The following is a 25,289-nucleotide window of genomic DNA, read 5'->3' as shown; positions in this document are numbered from 1 at the left end:
TTCCGTTATGTGATCTTTGCAACGCGTTATATCGGTTTCTCTCCGTGACTCTTACAATTAAAGTATGAAAGCTTACTGATTGAGTAGCAATCATCAAGAGCATATCGGAGGGAACATTATGGGAGTTGTAGTCAATGATCAACACATCGGGGTAAACACCGACAAGCCACAGCAGCTAAAGCGGGAAATCACAACAAGGCGACTCATCGGTGACTCCATGGGACAATTTGCACTTAATATTTCAAGTGGTTTATTGGGTCTCATTACGTATTATTATACTGACGTTGTCGGGGTTTCGGCAGCTATTGTGGGAACTGTGCTGCTGATAACCAAAATCCTTGACGCTTTTGCGGATGTCGGAATGGGCGTTCTTGTAGACCGAACCAAATCCAAATATGGGCAAGCACGTCCATGGCTGCTATGGATGGCCATACCTATGTTTGTGTCGCTGTTTCTGGTGTTTTCTGTTCCAGACATTAGTAATACAGGAAAAATTATTTACGCGATCATTACCAATCTCTTGTTTTATATCTGCGTGTATACGCCGACGCAAATACCATACACTAGTTTAATGGCTTTAACAACCCGGAATACGTACGAACGCTCATTGATGGGGATTATCAGATCCAGTTCCGGTTATTTGGCAGGAATGGTTGTAGCCATCGGTTTTTTACCTCTCGTGAATGTGATGGGAGGAGGCAGACGGGAATGGACCTTGTTGGCGGGAATATTCGCATTAGTTGCGGCTGCCGGAGTATTGATTGCCTTCTTCTCTAATAAAGAAAAATACAACAATGTGCAATTGGATGAACTAGGTATCTTTCAAGATAAAATTCCAGTTTCTAAAGGACTAAAGCTCTTGTTTTCCAACAAATATTGGGTTCTTATGTTCTTGGTTAACACCTTCGTAAACATCCTGTTTGCATTGGGTGTAGCGGCTGGGACCTATTATGCGAAGTATATTTGGGGCGATGTGAATCTAATCGGTCTTATGGGAGGGATCGGATTTATTCCTGTCATTATTGGCTTTGCTTTCTCGGGTCCGTTTATCAAAAGATTCGGCAAACGCAATACAGCCTTGGGCGGAGTCATTATTGGTCTGCTCGGTGCAGCCGTTCGATTAATTGCCCCGGAGGATCTTGTGTTAGGACTTGTTTGCTCTGTCTTCCAAACACTGGGCACCATTCCATTAATGGCAGTTACGTTAGCGCTTACAACGGACACAATCGAATACGGGGAATGGAAATTCAATCATAGAATTGTTGGTTTAACAAACAGTGTTTCAGGTTTTGGCGGTAAAGTAGGGACAGCCGTGGGGGCGGCAATGATCGGATGGTTTTTAGCTTTGGGTGGATACCAAGAGCAGGCAGTCACCCAAGGGTTTGCAGCCAAGCAAGCGATTATTGCTTTAAACATCTATGTACCCATTGTGGTATTGGCTATCCTCGCATTCTGTCTGTACAAGTACACGCTTGATAAGGAATTCCCGAAAATTATAAAAGATCTGGAAGAGAGAAGAAAAAGCTAGGAGGATACGAATCATGAAAGTTAATAATCTCAAAACGAATCGAATTCACAATCCTTTGGGATTTTCATTGGGACAACCGCGATTTTCTTATGAAGTCAGCGAGACTCCATCCAAAAAACAGGTTGCGGCCCAAATTGAAATCGCTTTAAATGAAGAGTTTACCGAGATCGTTTTTGATAGCGGAAAAAGCACTGAGATGGATAGTCTTGCCTATCAACCTTCACTGAGCCTGCTTCCCCGGACCCGATATTACTGGAGAGTTCGTGTTTGGGGAGATCTAGGGGATGAAGGCGTAAGCGATACAGCATGGTACGAGACAGCAAAGATGGAGGAGCAATGGAAGGCACAGTGGATAACTCCTGAATTCGAAGCATCCGTCCATCCAATAATGAGCACAACGTTTGACTTAGACGGCGAGGTTGCCAATGCTCGTGCTTATATATGCGGTCTAGGCGTTTATGAACTGGAGATTAACGGTGTGAAAGCGGGTGACGAGTATCTGGCTCCCCTTTATAACGCTTATCATAAATGGCTTCAATATCAAAGCTATGATATTACCAGCCTGCTAAAGTCGGGAAGCAATAAGGTTGAAGCAGCACTTGGAAATGGATGGTATAAAGGGCGCTTCGGCTTTGAAGGCGATACAACCGGGAACATCTATGGGGATCACTTTGCACTGATCAGTGAAATCGTAATCACCTACGTCGATGGCTCGGAGAAGGTAATCGTTACGGACGAATCATGGCAGGCACGTAAAGGAAACGTAGTGGACAGTAATATTTACGACGGTGAAGTTCGCGATGCCACTTTAAATGATCCGCAGGTGTTCAAAGTGAGAACCACCGATCTGGGCTATGATCGGCTCATGGAGCGCCTGAGTTTACCTGTTGTGATTAAAGAAAAGCTTAAACCGGTGGAGATTATAACGACGCCAGCGGGTGAAACGGTAATCGATATGGGACAAAACATGGTTGGTTGGCTTGAATTCCGAACAAAGGCGCCAGCGGGAACCGTTATACGTTTACAGCACGGTGAAGTACTCCAGGAAGGCAATTTTTATCGCGATAACCTGAGAACTGCCAAAGCAGAATATGTATATACCTCGAATGGGGAAAAGGCGGTTGTCCGCCCCCAATTTACTTTTTACGGATTCAGATATGTTAAAGTGGAGGGTTGGCCAGGTACACTGAATCTTGAAGATTTCACGGGATGTGTTGTGTATTCGGATATGGATCAAATCGGCCATTTCGAAACAAGTAATCCAGAAGTGAACCGTTTGTTCCTGAATGCGCTTTGGGGACAAAAGGGTAATTTCCTCGACACACCTACGGACTGTCCACAGCGTGATGAGCGGATGGGGTGGACCGGTGATGCCCAGGTGTTCTCAGGTACGGCGAATTTTAACATGGATACGTACGCCTTTTTCTCCAAATACGGCTTTGATCTGTGGATGGAGCAGCAGGACAGAGACGGTATGGTGCCGATGGTAGTTCCGACAGGTAACGTTCAAGGCGGCGGTTCGAGCGCTTGGGGAGACGCAGCAACGATTATCCCATGGAACGCCTATATTCACTACGGCGACAAGGCCATTCTTGAGCAGCAGTTTGACAGTATGAAAGCATGGGTTGATTTTATTAAAAAGGCGGATGACGAGTCCGGGGCCAGACGTTTATGGACGGTGGGATTCCATTTCGGCGATTGGCTTGCGCTCGATGGAGATAATCCTAATTCTCCTATGGGCGGTACAGATAACCATTTTGTGGCTTCGGCTTACTATTCGTATTCAGCTGGAATAGTCTCCAAAGCAGCCAAGGTTTTGGGCAAGGATGATCTTGCAGAGCAATATCACACACTGTCCGAGGAAGTCAAAGCAGCCATTAAAGATGAGTTCTTTACCAAGAACGGTCGTCTGGCCATCGATACGCAAACAGGATATGCACTCGCCTTATATATGGACCTTGTTCCAGATTCATTTAAGGGAAGAATTGCAGAAGATACCCGCATGCGGCTGCGTAAAGACCAGAACCATCTTCAAACCGGCTTTGTCGGTACACCTTATATCAATCGCGTACTATCTGCCATCGGCAGCAATGATATCGCCTACACGCTGCTTCTCAATGACGATTATCCGAGTTGGCTGTACGCAGTCCGAATGGGAGCAACAACGATATGGGAGCGGTGGAATTCGATTTTGCTGGATGGAAAGATTGCCGAGAATGGCATGAACTCCCTGAATCATTATTCTTATGGTGCAATTGTAGAATGGATGTATCGTAATATGGCGGGGATTAATCCAGTGGAGGAACAGCCCGGTTTCCGTCATGTACAGCTTACTCCTCAGCCCGATTTCCGTATCAAGTGGGTTAAAGCCAGATTGCAGACCGCAGCGGGACTCTATGAGAGTGAATGGGCATTTGACACGAACGGGGAATTAACATTTAGGTTTTCCATTCCGTTTAATGCTACGGCAACAGTAACTTTACCTTTTTCAAATCCAAATCATATTACAATAAATGGCGAAAATTTGAAGACGAGTGATTGGGAAGCCGAGCAAAAGGGCGAGGATAGCTGTATTCAATTAAATAGTGGGGTCTACGAACTTCATTATGTGCCTACCAAAGAGTATATCAAACGTTTTAGCACGCGCATGCCTTTGAACGAACTGCTGCGCAACAGTGAGAGCAAGGCCATACTGATTGACTTCTCGCCAGTGTTTGCTTCTATTGATGCTGAAACCGTGGGACCTATGGGAGAAGCTTCAATCCGTGATCTTGCCAGTTATCCCTCCTTTGAGGCGCCGGAAGAGCAGCTGGATGAACTGGACCGCCGGTTAACGGCGATCATTCTGGAACAATAGTTAAATGAAATTATAACCTGCATGCCGAGCTTATAAAAATACTGCATCTTATGATCAAGGAGTGTTGAGAAGAATGGATCGTGATATTAAAAATATGGTAAGACAGATGGCATTGTACGAAAAAGCAGAGCTTTGTTCCGGAGCCAGCTTCTGGTCAACCCAAGCCGTAGACAGATTAGGCATTCCGTCCATTATATTGACTGACGGCCCGCATGGTCTTCGAAAGCAAGACGGGGAATCGGATCATTTGGGTCTCAATGAGAGTGTACCATCCACCTGTTTCCCTTCAGCTGCTGGTCTGGCGAGCTCCTGGAATCGCGAGTTGGTACAGCTTGTGGGTGAGGCCATCGGTAAGGAAGCGCAGGCAGAGGATGTAGCTATCGTCCTTGGACCTGCCGCCAATATCAAGCGTTCGCCGCTGTGCGGAAGAAACTTCGAATATTTCTCGGAAGACCCTTATTTGACCGGGGAATTAGCTGCAGCGCATATCGCAGGTGTGCAAAGTCAAGGAGTCGGGACTTCTTTGAAGCATTTTGCCGTTAATAACCAGGAGCATCGACGGATGACAACAGATGCCATTGTAGATGAACGTACATTAAGAGAAATTTATCTGACCGGTTTTGAAAAGGCTGTAAAGCAATCTCAGCCATGGACCGTCATGTCAGCCTATAATAAGGTCAATGGATCTTATGTCTCTGAGAATGAATACTTGCTGACAACCATTCTTAAAGAAGAATGGGGCCACGAAGGATTCGTGGTCTCCGACTGGGCTGCGGTAAGTGAAATTGTGGCCAGTATCGCCGGCGGTATGGAGCTGGAAATGCCTTCTTCGAACGGAGAAGGGCCCAAGCAAATTGTTGAAGCCGTAAACCACGGCAAATTATCCGAAGAAAAGCTGGACCAAGCGGTAGAAAGGCTGCTCCATGTCATTTTTAAAGTAGTCGATTCCAAGCGTGAAAATGCCAGCTATGATCAGACAACCCATCATCAATTGGCCAGAGAAGTTGCGAGAGAAACGATGGTCCTGCTGAAAAATGAGAATCAAATTCTTCCGTTGAAAAAAGAAGGAAAAATCGCAATTATCGGGCAAATGTCTGAAAAGGTTAGATATCAAGGTGGAGGAAGCTCCCATATCAAGCCTACACAGTTGGACAGTATTTATGAGCAAATTACGATATCCGCAGGACCTGCCGCATCCATTACTTACAAGCAGGGCTACGATCAGGACTCGGACGAATCCGACCAGTCTATGCTTGATGAAGCGATAAATGCTGCAGCAGCTTCTGATATAGCTGTACTCGTAGTGGGTCTGCCCGACCGCTATGAATCAGAAGGTTATGACCGTTCTCATCTGGATATGCCGCTCAATCAACAGCAGCTCATCTCTGCCGTTGCTGCCGTTCAACCCAATGTAGTCGTGGTGCTGTGCAACGGATCACCGATTCTCATGCCGTGGCTCAAAGATGTCAAGGCTGTTCTGGAGGGATATTTGGGCGGTCAGGCTGCCGGAGGGGCTATCGCTGATTTGTTGTTTGGAGATGCCAACCCTAGCGGAAAATTAGCAGAAACTTTCCCGCAATCCTTGAAGCACAATCCATCCTATTTGTTCTTCCCTGGCGATGGCGACCGCGTCGAATACCGGGAAGGGATTTACGTAGGTTACCGTTATTATGACACGAAAGATATCGAGCCATTGTTTCCTTTCGGTTACGGTCTAAGCTACACCCAGTTTGAATACTCCCATTTAACCGTGAGTCAGACCGAAATGAATGATACGGAAACGCTCTCTGTAACTGTGAATGTTAAAAACACGGGTTCCGTTTTTGGCAAAGAGGTAGTACAACTGTATGTCCATGATTGTGAATCCACGGTAAGCCGTCCTGAGAAAGAGCTTAAAGACTTTGCCAAAGTTGCTCTCAAACCCGGGGAAGAGAAAACCATCACTTTCACTTTGGATAAACGAAGCTTTGCACACTACAGTGTCGAGCATAAGGACTGGCAAGTGGAGAGTGGGGAATTTGATATCCTACTAGGGTCCTCTTCACGGCATATCGCTTTGCAAACGAAAGTTATGGTGGAATCTACTACGAGAGAAATCACGCCGGTATACGATCGAAATACAGCTTTAGGCGAATTGCTTTCGAATCCGAAAACGACGGCGGTGCTGGCCCAAATGCAGGGGATGGCTCCCCAGGGGGCCGAAAATGCACATTCGGACGCTGTATCTGCGGAGATGATTCAGGCATCCATGCGCTATATGCCGCTGCGGGCTTTAATTCCGTTTACAGGTGGAGCACTTACGGAGGAGACGCTCTCCATGCTTCTGGAGCATTTGAACGCGGCAGTGCGCCAATGAGCCTACGCAAACTTGCGCGACGAGACAGAAAAGCTCCCCGACGGTTTTGAGCAATCGTTCCATGGAGATGTCAATTTCTATTGTTTGACCCGGCGGGAAGAATAGCTCAGTATAAATCGGCGTTCATGTCACAATTCATCTAGCAATTCATCTAGCAATTCCAGCTCACATTCCATTTGTTTGTTCGTATAACGGGAGAGCAAGGGAGAATAAGGTCTTTGGGCCGAATTTCCAATCGATTGAACGATATGTTCCAGGCGCTTTAGCTGGTCATGAATATATATTTTGCGGTATTCCAGCACTTTTCGTTGATTCGCGGGCTCCAGCAGCTCATAGAAGGTAAGCCGGATATAAAACTCATCATCGGACGTTACCAGTTCAGGCGACAGGTCAGTAAGAAGCTCGCCAAATTTAGCTTCCCCAGTCTCAGTGATGGAGTAGATAAAACGGTCCGGTTTACCCGCCTGAGCCGTTACGGTTTTTGTAACCAATCCCTCGGACTGAAACTGCTTCAGTTTCGGATAAAGGCTGTTATTGTTCACCATATTGCTGCGATTCATAATCAGATTAATATTTTTTTTGATTTCATAACCATGTTTGTTTCCTTGAATCAGTTGAGATAATATCAGAATTCCAATATCCACTAATGAAACCTCCGCATAAATAAACTTAATGCATGTAATTATAATACCTTGTAATGAATATAAGAAAGAACCTTTCTTAAAATGTAGAGAAAAGGTTCACATTTTATTAATATATGCTTATATTCATAGGTTAATTTAACCTATATAATCTAATTGTAATGAGTAATCTCGTGATTGGGAGAGTGGAGCATATGAAAAAAGTATTTGTTTTAGGTGGTACCGGATTTCTTGGATATTTCACAACGAAGGAATTGTTAAAGCGCGGATATTCAGTCTCCACCGTTGCTCTGCCGCCTATGCCAGCAGAAGATTTGCTTCCGCAGGAAGTAGATTGCAAGCTTGGCGATATTACGGCAATGAGTGACGAGCAGGTTATGGCTTTACTGGAGGGCTGCTATGCTTTTGTGTATGCAGCAGGTGCGGACGAGCGGACGGTGCCAGATGCTCCAGCTCTGAAATTTTTCTACGAAGCCAATGTGCTCCCAACTCAGCGCCTGGCGCGCTTGGCTAAAAAGGCGGGAGTCAAGAAATTTGTCCTGTTTGGTTCTTACTTTGCCCACTTCACTGAAGCTTGGCACGATCTGAATCTTAAGAAGGAAAATGCATATCCACGAACCAGACTTCTTCAGGAAGAGGTTGCCTTTATGGAAGGTGAAGGGGAAATGGATGTCATGTCTCTTCGACTGCCTTATATTTTTGGTCGTATGCCGGGTAGAATACCATTATGGAGCGTTTTTGTGGAGCAGGTTCGAGGTCAAGCTGTTGTTCCGGTTTTTGGCGGAGGTACAGCCATGGTTACTGCCCAGCAGGTAGCTGAAGCTACTGTTGGAGCCATCGAATACGGAACCCATCGAAGCAGCTATGCAATCTGCGGAATGAATATGAAATTCAAGGATTTCTATCAGATCATAGCGGATGTTCTCGGTCAGACCGAGACCCAAATTTCCGTTTTGCCTCTGGAACATATGAAGCCAGCCATGGAGGAAGCCGATGCCCACTCCAATGCGGCCGGGAAAGAGCATGGGATCCATCTCGGCTACACAGCAATCATTCAGGACCGGGACGCTTATTTAAATCCAGAAGAAACCATGAACATCTTGAAATTTAAAGAGGCGGATATTCCGGCGGCTATTAGAGAAACTATTTCTGCATGCCTGTAGCTTGATGTTATCTTCATTTCGTAGGCGGGGTATCTTTAATAATGTATATATGACCGGATCGATCCTTTTGGAATGTAATAACCAGTTTGAGTCCCAGTATCTGTTCCACATTTTCATTAATAATAATAGCCGCTTATACGAAGCGTTCTTGATATTCCCAGGTCGCTGAGCCCAATATCTAAAGTTTTGTTGTCCCAATATCCAAATAGCGCTTGAATATACATCTGCTTCTTTCGGTTTTAGCTAATATACTTCGATTTTTCCTGTGTTGCTCCTAAAATGAGCATATATGACCATCGATTTTTTAAGACTGATTCTGTATAACCTAAAAAAGAACTCATTTGAGATAATGGGTTCTTTTTTAGGTTATTCCAAGCGCTCCAGCGGGCGTTATTGCTTTTCTGGTAATCGGCGTAATTTCCTGCGTGTTTACGGGGTTCTCTAGCCTAGCCCTGCTCAAGGAACAATGCTGCCGGTGTGATAGTTATGATTGGCTATGAGACAGGCGTGACCAGCAAGTGTAATCGCTTTCAATGCAAGCATCGTCTGGTTTGACCTGACGGAAGAAAAGCAAACGCAGATAGCCAAAGACTTGGAGGAACGGAGAAATCAGAGGAAAAATGATTGACAGCACCATTACACAGCCCACATTGATTGATATAAATTGGAGGTCTATATATGAATACTTTCACTTTACAGTTAACAAATAGCGGGGTTACTTTGACAACCTATCTTCTGGACTCTTCACCTGAAATGAAAAATACCCATGTTCGCCCAGCCATACTGATCCTTCCCGGCGGCGCGTATCGAGTATGTTCAGACAGGGAAGCTGAACCCATCGCTATGGCGTTTCTGGCGGAGGGATATCAAACCTTTGTTCTGAGATACTCGTTGAATGAAAACGCGGCGTTCCCCAAACCGTTGAATGATGCGGAAGAAGCGCTGGAATTGATTCGCGGGAATAGCAAGGAGTGGGGGGTCGACCCGGAAAAAGTAGCCGTGTGCGGGTTTTCTGCTGGAGGTCATCTGGCCGCTGCATTGGGAACCATGGGGCGCGTTCGGCCCAATGCAATGATTCTGGCATACCCTTGCATACTTGAGATAATGGGCGGGATCCTCCCCGCGCCGATTCCAGGGATCGATCAAGCGGTGGATGTTTTGACGCCGCCTGCGTTCATTTTCCATACGTTTGCGGATACGCTAGTACCCGTAGACAATACACTGGCGTTAGCAGCAGCGCTGGACAAATTCAAGATTCCTTTTGAGTTGCATATTTTCCAGAACGGTGTGCATGGCTTGTCGTTAGCCAAGGCAGTTACTTCAGGCGGATTGCGCTCAATGAAGGATGAGCATGTAGCACAGTGGTTTGGCCTTTGCACGGACTGGATCAGCAATATCTTCGGTGAATTTCCTTCTGACCTGGATATCCTGCTAGACGGAGATATCAAGGAATACAGTCTGGATGCACAGCTTGGTGTGTTATGGAAGAACCCTGAGTGCAAAAGCCTGGTATTGGCGGCACTACCGATACTGGCAGATGGTCCTGGGCTTCAGGATGCGATGGCAGTTCCATTGCGAACCATCATTGAGTTTGGCGATGGTCTCTTGAGTGATGAAGCCGCTAGACTTCTGAATCAAAATCTTAAAATTATTCCTGTGCTGAAACTTCAAAGCTAATGTTTTACCCAGTAAAATAACAAGGATAATCTGGGGGTATATGGGATTTATTCAGGGGGGGAGCGCGCAGGAGAGGTATACTAGGCCCGAAACACTGTTACAAAAGTGTTCCGGGTTTTTGCGTGCTTGAAAAACGATTATTCTGGCTAGGGAGAGAGAGGTGTCATACGAGCAACAAATCAAAAATAGGAATGGGGTGGTGAGGTTTAGGTGTGACTCTGAATCGGGGCGAATTTTTGTTTTTTTAGGAGGCAAAATGAACATTAAAGAGTTAGATGCTTTGTTGCAAAAAGAAGAGGAAATCGAAACACTACAAAAATTAACAGGCATGAGTATCAATGACTTAAACGTTCCCTTTGATGATACGAAGATTCCTAAAGTATCAAGAGAATTACTATTTCAAGAAGGAAATATACTCATTCGTAAACATCGGCGCTATGCTCCGGTAAAAATGCATACGCATGATTTTGTCGAAATGAACTATGTCTATTCAGGTAAGTGTGTACAGATGATAAACGATGAAAGAATCGAATTATCAGCAGGGGATATTCTGTTAATTGATCGTGATGCACCACACAGCATTGAGAATACGGATAAAGATGACATTATTCTAAATGTGTTGCTGAAAGAAGAGACGATTACGACAGACATCATTTCCAACCTTGCCAATAGCAATAACTTGGTGACACAATTTATGCTTTTAGCGTCAAAAGAAAATGAGAAGCATGACCGATATCTTATTTTTGCTAATTCGGGCAGCGATGTGCTGACCGGACTAATGAATAATTTATTCTGCGTGTATTTTTCCGAGTACTCCTTCAAAATGAAGGCACTTAATCTTTATCTATCACTGATACTGGTTGAGTTAACCAACGTACTTGAAAAAAATAACCTGCGGTCTATTGATAAAGACGTGAATCAGGAAGTGATCTCTATATTGGCGTATATTGATCACCACTATAATTCAGTTTCACTAGATGATCTATCGAAAACCTTTGGATATAACAAAAATTATTTAAGTTTGAAACTAAAAAAGGAAACCGGAAGCAGCTTCAAAGACCTATTAAACAGAAAGAAGATAAACGTAGCTAAAGAATTGTTGAAAGAAACGAATATGTCGGTGGAAAAAATTGCGTTGAACGTCGGTTATAACGAACCCTCGTCGTTCTTTAAAATGTTTAAGAAATATACTAATATGACACCTAGTGAGTATCGCTAAGGTATTATTCTAGAAATAAATTACACATAAGAATTGCAGCAGGGGACCATCAAAGGAAACGATGTGCCCCTGCTTTTTTTAATGCTTTTGACAGTCAACATCTAACTTTTTGACATGGTGAAAGTTCAATAAATGAGTTAAAACATATGTAAGCGCTAACAGGAGGTAGCATGATGGCAATCAAAAAACAGAGTTTGTAACAAAAAAAACAACTTGCAAGGGGAAAAGCACATGAAAAAAGACAAAAATTTAATGAAGTTTTCTTTATTATCAGTTTCATTAATATTAACTTCGTCAACGGCGATAAGTGGAGCAATACCACAAATGCGCGAATCATTTAGTGGTTATTCGTTATCATCTATTGAGCTGTTAACCACCATACCTTCTTTTATGGTTATGTTTTTTGTTTTGTTGAGTAGTTTTATCGCCCGCAAAATTGGTCAAAAGCAAACAATTATTATTGGATTAATCATTACAGGGATTTGTGGTATTATGCCAGCTTTTGTGAGTAGCTACACATTAGTTTTAATCTCAAGAGCTGGCTTGGGAATTGGGTTTGGATTGATGAACTCACTTGCAGTAAGTATGATTTCATCATTTTATTCTGGAAATGAACGTGCAACACTGATTGGATTCCAGAGTGCTTTCCAAGGTTTAGGAGCAGCCCTATTAACGTTCTTAGCAGGAAGTTTATTAACTCACGGCTGGCATTACTCTTTTCTTGTCTATGCAATAGCTTTCCCGATTTTGGTGCTATTTATAATGTTTGTTCCTAAACCTGAATCTTATGGTTTGACAGCTGAGGAGGAAGCACCACAAACGTTTAAAACCAATAAAGCGATTATCGGCTATGCCTTTTTCCTGATCATCGCATGCATTCTTTATAATGCTGTTTTTGTCAAGCTTGCGACACTTTTAACGACTTATCAACTTGGATCAGAAACAAGTGCAAGCCGTATTTTTAGTATTATGCAACTGGCAAGTATGGCAACGGGCTTCTTGTTTGGTATTGTTCAGTCTAAACTGCACAAATATACCTTACACACTTCCTTATTTTTAATGGGATCAGGCTTCTTCTTAATTTCTAGTATTTCAAATCTATATGTTGTTGCCTTTGGTTCTATTTTAGTGGGAATCTCATTCTCATTATTTATCCCGTTCTTGTTTAACCAAGTGAGCATCTTATCGCCCAAAAAATCTGAAACATTTAATACATCAGTTTTATTAGTTGGTGCAAATATAGGCTCATTCTTAGCACCCTATGGACTGCTTGCCTTAGCAAGCATTAAAACAGCTGAGCCTGCTATTGCCGTGTTTATTAATGGTGGAGCATTGCTAATTATCTTAGCTATTTTAGGACTTTTCTTAGTAAAAAAAATCAAAGCATAGATGAAAAGAGGATGAAGAAATGTTTACAATTAATGTTTTTAAGATTGAGTATCGCCAAGCTCCTATCGGTTTAGATGTTGAAAAACCACGTTTTAGTTGGACAATGACTTCGCCAAAGCAAGAAGTGAAACAGCAAGAATATAGAATTTTTGTAAAATATAATGATGAATTGGTTTGGGATTCAGGCGCTTGCCAGTCGGATGCTTCTCATTTAGTTGAATATGCTGGAGAAGACTTACAACCGTTAACGGCTTATCAAGTAATTCTTGAAGTCTTAAATAATTATGGGGAAAGAGCATCGATCACAAGCAGCTTTGAAACAGGTTTAATGGATTACAAAAATATGAAAGCCGATTGGATTACCGTAAACAACGAGGGAAGAGAAGAAATACCTATCTTCAGGAAATCTTTCAAATTACAAGGCAAGGTTGCCAAGGCACGCATCTACGCTTCTGCTTTAGGCGTATATGAGCTCTCTTTGAATGGTAGCAAAGTGGGTGACTACTATTTCACACCAGGGTGGACCAGTTATCATCATCGCATTCAATATCAAACCTATGATATTACCGAATTGCTAAAACAGTCTAACGAAGATAACAAGCTAGATATGACGGTTGCTAACGGTTGGTTTAAAGGGATTTTTGGCTTAGAATCTTCGCCAAACAACTACGGGGATAAAGTCGCAGCAATTGCATATGTAAAAGTAGAATATGAAGATGGTGCAATTGAAGAGTTTGGAACGGATAACAGTTGGTCCTGCTTTACTGGTGAAACCGTAACAAGCGAAATGTATCTTGGCGAATGCATTGATAAAACGATCAGTGAATCGGAATTTGGGGAAGTCAAGGTGTATAGCTTTCCAAAAACGGTTCTAGTCGCACAAGAAAATGAGCAAGTCAAAATAACTAAGAAAATCAAACCGGTAGAAAGCATAGTGAACCCTAAAGGTGAGACGATCATAGACTTTGGTCAAAATATGACTGGTTTTGTTTGCTGCAAATTAAAGCAACCCAAAGGTACAAAGATAACTATCAAGCATGCTGAAGTTCTTGACAAAGAGGGCAACTTCTATACTGAAAACTTACGTGCGGCTAAACCGGAAGATGTGTTTATTTGTAGTGGTTCAGATGATGTGTTTATGCCTAAATTTACTTTCCACGGTTTTAGATACATCGCTATTGAAGGTTTGGTGAACACTTGGGATATACAAGACTTCACCGCCTGTGCATTGCATACTGACATGGAGGAAACGGGAACATTTACTTGTTCCAATCCTAAAGTGAATCGCCTACAAAAGAATATCGAATGGGGTCAAAGAAGTAATTTCTTAGATATTCCAACAGATTGTCCTCAACGTGATGAACGCTTAGGTTGGACAGGTGATGCCCAAGTTTTTGCCAGAACAGCGTCATTTAACTTTAACACAGCATTGTTCTTTACAAAATGGTTAAAAGACTTGGCGATAGAACAAACTCGTAAATATGGGGTACCATACATTGTGCCTAATATTTTAGGTGAATCAGAAGCAGCGACTGGTTGGGGGGATGCAGCAACGATTATTCCATGGACTATGTACCTTGTCTATGGGGATAAACGCATCTTAGAAAATCAATATGAAAGTATGAAGGATTGGGTAGAGTATATCCATAGCAAAACGGAGGGCTCAGAACTATGGCAACAAGGATTCCATTTTGGTGACTGGGTGGCACTTGATAAAGAGGAGGGCAGCGATCGTGTAGGTGCGACCGATGTATACTTCATTGCTTCCGCGTTCTATGCTTATTCGACTTCTCTCTTGATAGAAACCGCAAAAATACTAGGTAAAAAAGAAGATGCTGAAAAGTATCAACAATTATATGAACGAATTATCGCAGATTTTAGAGCAGAGTATATTACGCAGAAGGGTCGTCTAGTCAGTGAAACGCAAACCGGTTGTATTTTAGCGCTTCATTTTAATTTAGCGGAAGAAAAGGATCGCCCAAGAATTTTGAAATCACTGGTGGACAATCTTAAACGACACGATAATCACTTAGTGACAGGTTTTTTAGGAACACCATACCTATGCCAAACGCTATCAGAAAATGGATATCATCAATTGGCTGGTGAAATTTTCTTGAAAGAGGATTATCCTTCCTGGCTTTACACAGTTAACATGGGCGCAACTACGATGTGGGAAAGATGGAATTCGATTAATCCAGATGGAAACTTTGATGAATCAGGTATGAATTCATTTAACCACTATGCATATGGAGCTATTGGAGATTGGATGTATCAAAACTTGGCAGGTATACGCTTGATCGAACCAGCATACAAACGTTTCATGGTTAAACCTGAATTGATAGATGGTATTTCTTGGGTGGAAGCATCTTTTAAGTCGGCTTATGGTAATATCAAATCAAAATGGGCGTTTGAAAAAAATATATTTTCAATGGATGTTGAAGTTCCTGTTAATACTGAAGCTGAAATATGGTTGACTCATTCTGACAAACCGATTTTAGTTGGGTCTGGTAGTTATCACTTTGAGTTTGTTACGGGACAATCTATTTGAATTTTTAGATACTTTGATTGCAAAGAAGGGGCTGCTTTAAAAGCAGCCCCTTCGGATATCTTTTGTCTGGAATTCAAGTTCATTTGGTAGATCGCGCAAGAAGCTTACTTCTTCTCTGGTGTTTTGCTTTGAAGGGCTCCCACTAAAATACTTTTTGCTGTGGCGCCTTTTTCGGTGTAGTTAAACATGGACATGCTCCCCCATCCGCTGAAATCAGGAGCCCAATACCGGATGCCTGCTAAGCCATGTGTTTTGCCCCATTCGATAACATCATGGTAGATAGTAGCTTGTCCTTCTTCGTTATGAGGATATCCTTTGACCGTTTTTGACCATCCGGCGAATGGACCTTCCACCTTTCCAGAAGGATAGGAAAACTCGGCGATAAATACGGGGAGGCCGACCTGCTCATTGATGGCGGTAACCATTTTCTTATACATGACCATCTTATCGATGTAAACTCCTGGTGCGCTGGGATAAAAACTGATTCCCGCAACATCAATTGGAAATCCGTATTCCTTCAGTGTTTTAAAATACGCGACTGTATTATGCACCGTCGAGACGACGGTTGCGATATGCGTGGAGAACTTGATGTTGCTGGAATCTATACCCAAATCTGCATACGCGCTTTTGATGCCATTGGCCACAGCAGTCATTTGTACCGCGTTATACTTCCATACGTTGTTTTTAAGCCAGTTTGTTCCAAATATAGAAAGCACATATCTCATAAAGTCAGGAACCTTTTCTAGCTTCTCGTTAACTGCCGTTTTCAGTCCAAGGTTTACTCCTGCAAAACCAAAGTTGGCCTCGTTGCCAATATTCCAATTCTCAACTGTGGCCCCTGTTTTCAGAATTTTTGTGGCCACAAATTTCCCATAGGCTTTCAGAACAACGTTCATTTCATCCAAGGTCAGTTCTTCCCATGGTTTTCCCTTTTGCAGCGCATAGATCTCCGGGTATTCTTCGAAATTCGGGGCTTGCTGCCGCTCCATGTCCATATAGGTATAGGCACCCATGATTTCAGGATTAAGCGGTATTTTCAATTTTGCTGCCAGTCGGGCCAGCTCCAACCCTTGCTCCAACGTATGATAGTTTGCATTGGAATCCTCCTCACCATTGACAAGGTTGTCCTTTGTAGGATAACGTTTTGTTGCGATTCTTGCGTACATTTCCGTTGCCCCAGCGGAAATGTACATTTTTTCCAATTCCTCACGGTTGGTGGCTGTTAATTCTCCTGCAGAATAGGTGTATCCATTATTAAAAGCACTGCCTGAAAATGGGCTTACCGAGAGGGCCATCCGGAATTTTTCTGTATTGGCAGCAGGTACATAATTTGCATCTTCCACATATACTGACAGGTTTCTTAAAATAACTCCTCCCAATATTGCGATAACGGCAAGTATAGAGAGCAGTATCTTTGTGCTTTTTTTCATTCGTTGTACGAATGATTTTACTTTGTTCATCATACTTTATAAACCTCCATATTTTGTTCTAGTTCATACAATACAACTTAGTTATAAACTTTTTATTAACTCGTCGCTGATCGAACTGTAGTGATGGTAAGAGTTATTTTGTTTTTTTATGCTAACGTCATTGTTGCAATCCTTCTTTTATAAAAATATTTATATTTTTGCGATATAATAGAAGTAATATCATTGAAATATACCCTATGTGCAAAAAGAAAAGAGGTCGGTTATGCTTAACATTCTGATTGTTGAAGATGACATGAAGTTGCAGCATTTATTTTGTGTCATTCTTAAGAAAAATAATTATAACCCTATAGCTGCTGTGGACGGAGAGCAGGCGCTTGAGATCATGGCTCGCGAACATATCGATTTGATCATATCCGATATTATGATGCCGAATATGGATGGCTACGAGTTTACCAAGCTAGTACGCGATTACAACCCGACCATTCCTATTCTGATGATAACAGCCAAAGATACCTTTGAAGACAAGAAACAAGGGTTCCTGATCGGTACAGATGACTATATGGTCAAACCTGTTGACGTTAATGAAATGCTTTTACGGATTCATGCACTTTTACGCCGCTCTAAAATTGCAGCAGAGCACAAAATTCAATGCGGGAATACCAGCTTCATCTATGACAGTCTGACAGTAGCCTATGGTGGCAAAGAGCTTCTATTGTCCCAAAAGGAGTTTTATGTGCTTTATAAATTAATGTCGTATCCTAACAAAACATTTACCCGGCAAAATTTGATGGACGAAATATGGGGGATGAATACCGATTCCGAGGAACGGACGGTGGATGTGCACATTAATCGGATTAGGGACAAGTTAAAGGATAACCGAGATTTTCGAATTGTGACCGTACATGGCTTGGGATACAAGGCGGTGAAAAATGAAGAAAAACATGAAAAATAAACAAGCCGGTTTATGGAACCGCCTTGTATTCATTGTATTTGGTATATTAGTTGTGGCCGGAATTACAGCCTATTCCATTGTTTTTTTGGTATTGAATACGGATTTGTTCTATTATATGGAGTTTAACCTTTCCTTCTCCTTTGTAATAGCGTTGATTCTTAGCCTTGTTATTGGCACCGCTATAACATCCCAGGTGGGGAAACAAATTCTTACACCTATGATGAAGCTTAATTATGCTTCCAAGGAAATTGCAAACGGAAATTTCCGTGTGAAGATGAATACTGATACTAAAATTAAAGAAATCGAGGAAATTTTTCTGAACTTCAATCAAATGGTGGCTGAATTGAACAGCATTGAAATGATGAGAAATGATTTCGTTGCCAATATCTCTCACGAATTTAAAACGCCCCTAACCGCAATTGAAGGGTATGCTACTTTATTGCAGGACAATGAGTTAGCAGATGATGAACGGCTGCAATATATCCAAATAATACTTGATAGCACCAAGCAGCTCAGCACGATGTCGTCCAATATTTTGAGGCTTTCCAAGCTGGAGAATCAAGATAAAGTCACTGATAAAACGCTCTACCGTCTTGACGAGCAAATCCGTCAAGTGCTGCTTTATTTTGAAAAAGCGTGGTTGGATAAGGAACTTGAATTGATATTGGACCTTCCCAAAACGTTGTTTTATCAAAACGAAAATTTGCTGATGCAAGTGTGGATCAATCTGTTATCAAACGCCATTAAATTTACTCCCTCGTATGGCAGCATTCAAGTTACTTTAATAAAGAGGGAAACAGAGATCTTTGTTTCGATTAAGGATAGCGGTATTGGCATGACTCAACAAGTAAAAAAACATATTTTTGAAAAGTTTTACCAAGGAGATCGATCGAGATCAAAAGAAGGAAACGGCTTAGGTCTTGCGTTGGTTTATCGTATCGTTTGTTTATGCAACGGGAAAATCCAGGTAAACAGTGAACCAGACAAAGGCAGTGAATTTATCGTGACGTTTTCATTTGATGAGTCCCAGCTGATTGAATAACATCAACCGACGTTTTTTGCTCCAACAGGAGTTGAAAGACCAATGAACCAAATTGAACCGCTATCAACAAGCTACTTTTTGGGACGGACAAGCCGCGCGTGCAACCAAGTCCAAAGAAGGGGAAGTGCCGTCTCATCGTTGCACCGGGTTTAGACGTACAGTACATTAAAGCTGGTACCTAGACATTTGGTGTAGATGAGACCGTCCCACAAGCACTAACCAAGGAATAAATATATTTAGAGGCATACTTTATTGTCATTATTCATAAAGGCACCATCATAATGTCAAAAGTAGGGGGAGTTTAATGTCGCTGCACACATAAACGCACAACTAATATACAAACAAAGAGGTTTTCAAATAACCTTATACTTATGTACAAAATACGAGTTTTGTGAATAAGTATTGCTTGCTCATTCCAATCAGCGACTTTTGTCTCTTTTGAAAATACTTCTCCTGATATTCCATCCACAGCAGCATGGATTGTTATCTCAACGTAGAAAGAAGCACCTTTAGCTCCTTCTCATCCAGATGTCTCCATTTCCCTCGTTCCAGCTCGTTCAAGGTAATATTCATGATTCGAATACGCTCCAGCTTCAGTACCCTGAACCCCAAAGCCTTGCACATTCTGCGGATTTGCAAATTCAGGCCCTGGGTCAAAATAATACGAAACTCATATTCACCCTGCTGGTAAACGTCACATGGTTTAGTGATGACGTTTAATATTTCAACACCGCGGGACATAGCCTGCGTAAACTCGCTTGTAACAGGCTTGTCCACGGTCACCACATATTCTTTCTCATGACCATGCTCAGAACGCATCATTTTATTAACGATATCTCCGTCATTCGTTAGTAAAATCATCCCCTCCGATGCCTTATCCAGCCTGCCAATGGCAAAAATCCGTGAATGGAAGTTTACATAACTAATAATATTGCCAGCAACCTGTTCCGCTGCCGTACACACAATGCCGCTGGGCTTATTCAGGGCCAAATATACAGGCTTTCTATTATTAACCGGAATCGTTTCCCCATCAATCAGTACGGAATCCTGCGGCTCTACATTCGCTCCAGCTTCGCAAACCGTGCCATTAATCGTGATTCGCCCGGCTGCAATCAATCTATTCGTTTCCCTGCGTGAGCAGAATCCCGTTTCGCTTATGTACTTATTAATTCGCACTATTCACCTGCTTACTTCGAATTAAAAACACCTGATTGCTTTTGCCAAATCAGGTGTTCACCTTTTTGAACTACGATATACTTGCCCGGCTTACTTACTTCTGCCGCCGCTTTTATTACCACTTGGTTTGGTACTGCCGCCTTTTGCGCCGCCTGCGGCTTTACTTCCCGGCGCACCTGTAGAAGCGTTTTTTACCCTTGTGGGCTTCGCTGTTTTGTTCCAACGTGTCCAGCCCTTACTACCTGTACCTCTGCCAGTTCCGCCGCCCTTACTTTTTGCACCCATATGATCACTCCAATAGTAGTCGTTCAGATTTAACTAAGCTATCATACCATTACTTCGGATATAATGCCTGCTTGTTTTTAAAATATATCTCTGTGAAACAAAGACTCGAAGCAAGCTCACAGCTCATATCGGTTAACGCCCTTTGGGTTATATATGGATCAGCTGGCCTTCGACAACAAATAAAGGAAATAAGGCGTCACCAGGATCGTGATAATGATGCCTGTCGGGATATCTGCTCCAAAACTGATCGTGCGGGTGATCGTATCCGCGATCAGAATGACCAGCGCCCCTACCAATGCCGTGGTAGGCAGCAATAGCTTATGATTAGGCCCTACCAGCTTGCGCGCCAGATGTGGACTAACCATCCCTACAAAAAAGAAGTTCCCGCCAAGGGCTACGCTACCAGAGGCGAGTGCCACCGCAGCAATAGTAAGACCAATAAATTCCCCTTTGATCGCTACACCGAGTCCCGATGCTGTCTGGTTCCCCAAGTTCAACGCATTAAGAGTGTACGACTTATAAAAGACGTAAAAACTAATGATGAGCACCCAAGGAAGCAGGACCATAATGTAGCTCCAGTCATCTCCCCACAGGCTTCCAGCCTGCCAGCGCAAAGCAAAATCATATTGCTTCTCGTCCAGCTTCAGTGTAATCATTAATGACAATGCGGAATAACCACTGCCCATAGCAACGCCTGTTAAAATTAAGCCGGTTGGTGAAATTTCTTTCCTCCGCCTATAGGCGAACAAGAAAATAAGAATTGCGGCTACAATGCCCCCTGCAAAGGCCAGTCCCGGCAGGACGATGGGCGAAAACAATCCCTCACTGGCGAATACAGTAACATACAAAAGTACGAACAAGCCAGAGCCGGAACTGATTCCCAGCGTACCAGGACTGGCCATGTCGTTTTTAAGCAAGCTTTGCATAATACAACCCGAAATAGCCATACCGATGCCGACCAATATACCTAGAACGATACGCGGCAGGCGAAAATCAAACACAATCAGATTCTGCTTGCGAGTCCCTTCACCAATGATAACCTTGAATACTTCCATAGGGGACAGATTCATCTTGCCCACATTCATACTGAGTATCGCCACCAAGATCGTCAGCACAACTAACAATACAATAATCCCTATACTTCTGGCAGTTGCATTGCGAGGCTGGTTCAACTAAACTCCCTCCTTTGCTTACGCACAAGGTAGAGAAAATAAGGTACACCCACCAATGCAAAGATAATACCCAACGGTGTTTCATGGGGACGGTTAATAAGTCTTCCCAATAAATCCGCTGCTACTAAAAAAACTCCACCATACAGTGCTGAAGCCGGAATGATATACCGATAATCCGTTCCGACCAGATGACGCATGATGTGCGGTACAATCAGACCCACAAAACCAATGGGACCCACCACAATGACAGAAATCCCTGTGAGCACCAAGACAATTAAGGTCGAAAAACCTTTGATTCTATTGGCATGAATACCCAAGCCTGATGCTACATCCTCTCCGAAGCTTAAGATCGTGATGGAGGGAGAAAGAATAATGGCACAGATTACACCCAATATGAATAAGGGCGCAATGATAGCCAATTCGTTCCACTGGGCACTGGCTGTACCACCTGCTGTCCAATAATCAAGTGCTTGGCCGATCTTATATTTAATAGCAATAAAAGAACTAAACGCACCAAAAAGCATGGAGATGGACATTCCAGCTAACACCAGACGCTGAGGGGTCATCCCCCGTTTACCTATAGATGCAATATAATACGTAATTCCAGTAGTCACTGCCGCACCCATACAGGAATACAGCATGGTTTCTGCATAGGTACGACCGGGTAAAAAGGCCATACATAACGCGATAGCAAATGTCGATCCTGAGCTAATACCAATGAGCCCAGAGTCTGCCAGCGGGTTGCGGGTAGTTCCCTGCATAATGGCCCCGCAAACCGCCAGACTGCACCCTACAATGATGTCAGCCACCGTACGCGGGAAACGCAGAGTGTGAATAATCTGATGCTCTGTAATACCAGGATCAAACTGAAACACAGCGCCCCATGCTAATTTCAGGCTCATTTCCGCGGCTCCAAAGGTAATAGAAGCTGCGGTTACCAGCAGCAGTAGGATCAGACCTAAGATCATGTATCCTATAAAATGAAGTGTTCCTTTTTTGTTTTGCTCTTTGTGAGTAGACATACATTACATCCTTAATGGGTCAATTATGCTCTGCTTACTTCGTCTTTTCCAGCAATCTGTTTGTAATATAGTCCAATTGCCCCGTCATGCTCAAAACGTCAGAGTAGTAGAACAGGCCTGCATAATCCGCTGGAATCTCGATGATATTCCCATTTTTCACGGCCGGGATACTGCTCCATATTTTCGTTTTGGCAAACTGAGATTCCTTGCCTTCCTGCTTGAACCAGAGGACATAGTCGCCAAAATATTCAGCAGCCACTTCATAGGATAAAGACCCTCTGCTCTCTCCTGAATCCTTAACTAACTTTTCGAGTTTTTCCGGTTTGTGAAGTCCGATATAGTTATACAGCAACGTTCCGCCGCGTGAGCCTGTTTCATAATATACTCCGTAGGAGTCGCTACCCCAATCCTCGAATATGCTAAAGGTTTTGTCTTTGAAAATGTCGGATTTTAATTTTTCTTTAGCATCATTGAGCTTGCTTTCAAAGGTAGCAATCTCCTTGTCCGCTTCTGCCTCATGACCTGTGGCCTGTCCTAAGAATTTAACCCGTTCAAGTGCTGTCATTTTATTTTCAGGCATCACCAAGACGGGCGCAATTTTGGACAGCTTGTCATAATCCTTAGTGTCATATGTAATGATCAAGTCAGGATCATACTTCATAATTTCCTCGGATTCCCACTTTTCAATATTTGGAACTCCATTTAGCTTATCAAAAAAAGGCATGGTTTTTTGCGACCACCCTGATACCGCGGCTGGTGTCAAGCCCAATGTAAATACGTCCCCAATATACCAGTTGACCACCACACGTTGAGGATTGGCAGGTACCTCAACATCCCCCATGACTGTGGATACGGTACGGGTACCGGTGTCCGTACTTGCCTCCTTTTTTGTGTCGGTGGTTTCCTGCTTGGCTGAGGACTCGGAGGTCCCTCCAGCGTTGCCGCAGCCCGAAAGAACCAAGATCCAAACAGTAAATACACATAAAAACATGCAAACCCTCTTGTTCATCTTGCTATTCATTCTTTAAACCCCCTTTAGTTTATAGTCATTGCAGCGTTACTTAGAATTATCGATATTGATAATCATTATCACTAATATAAAATTGTAAATTTCTCCTTGCTGCTTGTCAACCCTTTCTTCGAATTTGTTACTTTTGTATCACAAAATACATTCGTCTGCCTGCGATACTTGTAGTATTTATGTTTATGTACAGGTAAATAATAAATGTTGAAACCACAGTCTGTTCAACTAATTAACCCGAAGGAGTGAATCGCATGTCCATTGATGTTTACCTTAATTTTAATGGGAACTGCCGTGAAGCAGCGGAATTTTACGCAGAAGTATTTGAAACGGATAAACCAAAAATCATGACCTTTGGTCAAACGCCGCCTAACCCTGAATATCAGCTGCCAGAAGAGGCAAAAGATTTAGTCATGCATACACGCCTTGATATTGATGGGAGTAATGTTATGTTTTCCGATGTTTTTCCTGGCATGCCTTTTGTTGTCGGGAACAATATAAGCCTCTCCTTCGTCAATAAGGACATTGATAAAATTAAATTACTATTTGATAAACTGAAAGAAGGTGGAGAAGTAGGCATGGAGCTTCAAGAAACATTTTGGAGTAAATGCTATGGCAGTCTTAAAGACAAATTCGGAATTGAGTGGCAGTTGAATTGTGAAAGTGAAGAAACAGGCGAGGAAGCTCCTGAAAAATAGATTGGAACAGCTAATGTGGAATTTTTCTATTTCAGGATTTTGCAAATTCCTCATTTAAGAAAAATTCCACATTTTTTGTATAGAGAGAATTTGTCTGAAACTAAAAGTCACCGTAACTGAGAACTGCGGACGCTATTCAAGGTAATCAAGTTGTTGACAATCTACCGGGCAAGTACCATTTGGGAATGTAGGTTTGAAATTCATCATAGGCATCCAACACCAACTCAGCGCGATGCACCCTATCGTCAACCTCTTCTTGTCCAAACGGAATCGCCCAGTGAATAGATGAGAGTTGGTTGCTTGCAATATACAAGGCCATTAATCTGAAAAATAAATCAGGTACATGATGATTAAAATAACCGTGGATACGACCCGAAGCGAATAATGGGCTTACGCCTGCACACCAGGTAATACGATTGAATTCTTCCCAAGGATCGCCATAATCCAGTCTGTTAGTCTGTTAAAATCAATGATACCCAGTTCACCAGATTGGGTGATCACCATGTTCCCTACATGATAGTCTCCATGCTGAAAAGTTTGAGGACGATCTTCTAATAGATGACGATTTTGCTCAATAAAGTGGATCGCTTGATCTGCTCCCCTAAAGGGAATGCCGCAAGCTATATAATTGGTGATATATTGTTTATTTTGGCATTATAATATTCAGCCCAGGGTACTTGATTTGGCTCCGCAGGAATGTCATGCATTTTTCTCAAGATTTCACCTGCCTGGACCCCGAGTTGATACTGATCGTTAGCATTTAAGGCGGGAATCATTTTCTCTGCATCCTCTCCCTCAATCCAGGTAAATAAGGAATATACTTACTCTCCATGATTACAAATCCCGAAATCAAGTGGTCGGGACATTAAAATATCCTTTAGAAAGTCCAGCTTTTTAACAGATTCATACTCCCATTTTTTCTTTTTATATTGGGCTATATCCGATACTCGAAGTAGTAGCCCCCTGTTATCTTTTGTTTTGATATCGTATTTTTTATCTTTGGACCAGCCTTTATGGACTTCTTCTACTGTATCCCATGTATGGGCATCCGGAATTTCGCTAAACATGTTAATCATCTCGTTACACCTCCTGTGGGACAATAGGCTCTTGCTA

General features: G+C 42.7%; 18 protein-coding genes and 1 pseudogene. 11 read left to right on the top strand and 8 right to left on the bottom strand.

The window, feature by feature from the left end; genetic code table 11:
• The first annotated feature begins 118 nt into the window (after positions 1–118).
• The 3 genes from ACIFQM_RS03295 to ACIFQM_RS03285 all read left to right on the top strand — a co-directional run bounded on the left by ACIFQM_RS03295 (position 119) and on the right by ACIFQM_RS03285 (position 6,741).
• Positions 119–1,528, top strand: coding sequence for an MFS transporter (locus ACIFQM_RS03295; RefSeq protein ID WP_430041219.1), 1,410 nt, complete (start codon positions 119–121; stop codon positions 1,526–1,528).
• A gap of 13 nt (positions 1,529–1,541) precedes the next feature.
• Positions 1,542–4,385, top strand: a complete 2,844-nt coding sequence (locus ACIFQM_RS03290) for a family 78 glycoside hydrolase catalytic domain (RefSeq protein WP_430041217.1) — start codon at positions 1,542–1,544, stop codon at positions 4,383–4,385.
• Between the two features lie 73 nt (positions 4,386–4,458).
• A complete protein-coding gene (locus ACIFQM_RS03285; RefSeq protein WP_430065009.1) occupies positions 4,459–6,741 on the top strand; it encodes a beta-glucosidase in 2,283 nt (760 codons plus the stop codon).
• A gap of 128 nt (positions 6,742–6,869) precedes the next feature.
• Here ACIFQM_RS03285 and ACIFQM_RS03280 read toward each other — a convergent pair whose 3' ends face one another.
• Positions 6,870–7,385 carry a PadR family transcriptional regulator gene (locus ACIFQM_RS03280; protein WP_430041214.1) on the bottom strand — a complete coding sequence of 172 codons (516 nt, stop codon included), beginning with the start codon at positions 7,383–7,385 and terminating at the stop codon, positions 6,870–6,872.
• 191 nt (positions 7,386–7,576) lie between these two features.
• Here ACIFQM_RS03280 and ACIFQM_RS03275 point away from each other — a divergent pair, with 191 nt between their 5' ends.
• From ACIFQM_RS03275 to ACIFQM_RS03255, 5 genes are all read left to right on the top strand, one after another.
• Positions 7,577–8,545: an NAD-dependent epimerase/dehydratase family protein gene (locus tag ACIFQM_RS03275; RefSeq protein WP_430041213.1), complete on the top strand. Its 969-nt coding sequence runs from the start codon at positions 7,577–7,579 to the stop codon at positions 8,543–8,545.
• Positions 8,546–9,223: 678 nt separating this feature from the next.
• Entirely contained in the window at positions 9,224–10,222 is a 999-nt protein-coding gene (locus tag ACIFQM_RS03270; protein WP_430065007.1) for an alpha/beta hydrolase, read from the top strand.
• Between the two features lie 256 nt (positions 10,223–10,478).
• Positions 10,479–11,441 (top strand): AraC family transcriptional regulator, encoded by a 963-nt coding sequence (locus tag ACIFQM_RS03265; RefSeq protein ID WP_430041211.1) that lies wholly within the window; start codon positions 10,479–10,481, stop codon positions 11,439–11,441.
• Positions 11,442–11,672: 231 nt separating this feature from the next.
• Entirely contained in the window at positions 11,673–12,830 is a 1,158-nt protein-coding gene (locus ACIFQM_RS03260) for an MFS transporter (protein ID WP_430041210.1), read from the top strand.
• Positions 12,831–12,849: 19 nt separating this feature from the next.
• Positions 12,850–15,378, top strand: coding sequence for a family 78 glycoside hydrolase catalytic domain (locus ACIFQM_RS03255; RefSeq protein WP_430041209.1), 2,529 nt, complete (start codon positions 12,850–12,852; stop codon positions 15,376–15,378).
• A gap of 104 nt (positions 15,379–15,482) precedes the next feature.
• Here ACIFQM_RS03255 and ACIFQM_RS03250 read toward each other — a convergent pair whose 3' ends face one another.
• Positions 15,483–16,841 carry a glycosyl hydrolase 53 family protein gene (locus ACIFQM_RS03250; protein WP_430047108.1) on the bottom strand — a complete coding sequence of 453 codons (1,359 nt, stop codon included), beginning with the start codon at positions 16,839–16,841 and terminating at the stop codon, positions 15,483–15,485.
• Positions 16,842–17,070: 229 nt separating this feature from the next.
• On the opposite strand from ACIFQM_RS03250, the gene ACIFQM_RS03245 reads away from it, so the two are divergent.
• Positions 17,071–17,760 carry a response regulator transcription factor gene (locus ACIFQM_RS03245; RefSeq protein WP_430041206.1) on the top strand — a complete coding sequence of 230 codons (690 nt, stop codon included), beginning with the start codon at positions 17,071–17,073 and terminating at the stop codon, positions 17,758–17,760.
• Entirely contained in the window at positions 17,738–18,802 is a 1,065-nt protein-coding gene (locus tag ACIFQM_RS03240) for a sensor histidine kinase (protein WP_430041204.1), read from the top strand. Before ACIFQM_RS03245 ends, ACIFQM_RS03240 begins: the two co-directional genes overlap by 23 nt.
• Positions 18,803–19,285: 483 nt before the next feature.
• Here the strand turns inward: ACIFQM_RS03240 and ACIFQM_RS03235 are convergent, their stop codons facing one another.
• The 5 genes from ACIFQM_RS03235 to ACIFQM_RS03215 form a co-directional block, all read right to left on the bottom strand.
• Positions 19,286–19,978 (bottom strand): pseudouridine synthase, encoded by a 693-nt coding sequence (locus ACIFQM_RS03235; RefSeq protein ID WP_430041202.1) that lies wholly within the window; start codon positions 19,976–19,978, stop codon positions 19,286–19,288.
• 90 nt (positions 19,979–20,068) lie between these two features.
• On the bottom strand, positions 20,069–20,263 hold the full coding sequence (locus ACIFQM_RS03230) for a DUF3934 family protein (protein ID WP_430041201.1): 195 nt from the start codon (positions 20,261–20,263) through the stop codon (positions 20,069–20,071).
• Positions 20,264–20,421: 158 nt separating this feature from the next.
• A complete protein-coding gene (locus ACIFQM_RS03225) occupies positions 20,422–21,435 on the bottom strand; it encodes a FecCD family ABC transporter permease (RefSeq protein WP_430041200.1) in 1,014 nt (337 codons plus the stop codon).
• Complete coding sequence (locus tag ACIFQM_RS03220) at positions 21,432–22,457, bottom strand: FecCD family ABC transporter permease (protein WP_430041199.1); 1,026 nt, start codon at positions 22,455–22,457, stop codon at positions 21,432–21,434. Before ACIFQM_RS03220 ends, ACIFQM_RS03225 begins: the two co-directional genes overlap by 4 nt.
• A gap of 34 nt (positions 22,458–22,491) precedes the next feature.
• Positions 22,492–23,478: an ABC transporter substrate-binding protein gene (locus tag ACIFQM_RS03215; protein WP_430041198.1), complete on the bottom strand. Its 987-nt coding sequence runs from the start codon at positions 23,476–23,478 to the stop codon at positions 22,492–22,494.
• 254 nt (positions 23,479–23,732) lie between these two features.
• Between ACIFQM_RS03215 and ACIFQM_RS03210 the strand changes: the two genes are divergently transcribed.
• Complete coding sequence (locus ACIFQM_RS03210; protein WP_430047111.1) at positions 23,733–24,176, top strand: VOC family protein; 444 nt, start codon at positions 23,733–23,735, stop codon at positions 24,174–24,176.
• Between the two features lie 145 nt (positions 24,177–24,321).
• Here ACIFQM_RS03210 and ACIFQM_RS03205 read toward each other — a convergent pair.
• Positions 24,322–25,252 (bottom strand): annotated as a pseudogene (locus ACIFQM_RS03205) (aminoglycoside phosphotransferase family protein).
• Between the last annotated feature and the right edge of the window lie 37 nt (positions 25,253–25,289).

This window comes from Paenibacillus sp. NRS-1782 (genome assembly GCF_050467685.1).
Taxonomy (GTDB): domain Bacteria; phylum Bacillota; class Bacilli; order Paenibacillales; family Paenibacillaceae; genus Paenibacillus; species Paenibacillus terrae_A.
This window is presented reverse-complemented; position numbering and strand designations above follow the sequence as displayed.

Coding starts and splice junctions, on each gene's coding strand:
- ACIFQM_RS03270 (WP_430065007.1), top strand. CDS start 9,224: ATGAATACTTTCACTTTACAGTTAACAAATAGCGGGGTTACTTTGACA.
- ACIFQM_RS03230 (WP_430041201.1), bottom strand. CDS start 20,263: ATGGGTGCAAAAAGTAAGGGCGGCGGAACTGGCAGAGGTACAGGTAGT.
- ACIFQM_RS03220 (WP_430041199.1), bottom strand. CDS start 22,457: ATGTCTACTCACAAAGAGCAAAACAAAAAAGGAACACTTCATTTTATA.
- ACIFQM_RS03240 (WP_430041204.1), top strand. CDS start 17,738: ATGAAGAAAAACATGAAAAATAAACAAGCCGGTTTATGGAACCGCCTT.
- ACIFQM_RS03275 (WP_430041213.1), top strand. CDS start 7,577: ATGAAAAAAGTATTTGTTTTAGGTGGTACCGGATTTCTTGGATATTTC.
- ACIFQM_RS03255 (WP_430041209.1), top strand. CDS start 12,850: ATGTTTACAATTAATGTTTTTAAGATTGAGTATCGCCAAGCTCCTATC.
- ACIFQM_RS03250 (WP_430047108.1), bottom strand. CDS start 16,841: ATGATGAACAAAGTAAAATCATTCGTACAACGAATGAAAAAAAGCACA.
- ACIFQM_RS03260 (WP_430041210.1), top strand. CDS start 11,673: ATGAAAAAAGACAAAAATTTAATGAAGTTTTCTTTATTATCAGTTTCA.
- ACIFQM_RS03210 (WP_430047111.1), top strand. CDS start 23,733: ATGTCCATTGATGTTTACCTTAATTTTAATGGGAACTGCCGTGAAGCA.
- ACIFQM_RS03285 (WP_430065009.1), top strand. CDS start 4,459: ATGGATCGTGATATTAAAAATATGGTAAGACAGATGGCATTGTACGAA.
- ACIFQM_RS03295 (WP_430041219.1), top strand. CDS start 119: ATGGGAGTTGTAGTCAATGATCAACACATCGGGGTAAACACCGACAAG.
- ACIFQM_RS03245 (WP_430041206.1), top strand. CDS start 17,071: ATGCTTAACATTCTGATTGTTGAAGATGACATGAAGTTGCAGCATTTA.
- ACIFQM_RS03265 (WP_430041211.1), top strand. CDS start 10,479: ATGAACATTAAAGAGTTAGATGCTTTGTTGCAAAAAGAAGAGGAAATC.
- ACIFQM_RS03215 (WP_430041198.1), bottom strand. CDS start 23,478: ATGAATAGCAAGATGAACAAGAGGGTTTGCATGTTTTTATGTGTATTT.
- ACIFQM_RS03290 (WP_430041217.1), top strand. CDS start 1,542: ATGAAAGTTAATAATCTCAAAACGAATCGAATTCACAATCCTTTGGGA.